The 342-nt window shown below is 48.8% G+C and carries 1 protein-coding gene; it reads left to right on the forward strand.

Annotation, left to right across the window (positions count from 1 at the left end; all coding sequences use genetic code 11):
- Positions 1 to 201, forward strand: a 201-nt coding sequence (gene bamD / locus SB756_RS28715; RefSeq protein WP_410912909.1) for an outer membrane protein assembly factor BamD, incomplete at its 5' end; no start/stop codon positions are given.
- Positions 202 to 342: the final 141 nt, after the last annotated feature.

Below are 342 nucleotides of genomic sequence, written 5' to 3' on the forward strand. Positions count from 1 at the left end.
TCCGTGGCCGAGTACTATACAGAACGTGGCGCATGGGTTGCCGTCGTTAACCGCGTAGAAGGCATGTTGCGCGACTACCCGGATACCCAGGCTACGCGTGATGCGCTGCCGCTGATGGAAAATGCATACCGTCAGATGCAGATGAATGCGCAAGCTGAAAAAGTAGCGAAAATCATCGCCGCAAACAGCAGCAATACATAACAGAAACCTGAAACACAAAACGGCAGCCCTTGAGCTGCCGTTTTTTTATTCTGTCAGTTGTGAAACTGAAGCGATTTAGTCGCTATCGATCTCATCAAATATGGCTCGCTTTGAGATATTCCTCAAGTCAAAAAACCCCTC

The sequence above is a fragment of the Pseudomonas sp. SIMBA_068 genome (genome assembly GCF_046534705.1).
Taxonomy (GTDB): Bacteria; Pseudomonadota; Gammaproteobacteria; order Pseudomonadales; family Pseudomonadaceae; genus Aquipseudomonas; species Aquipseudomonas putida.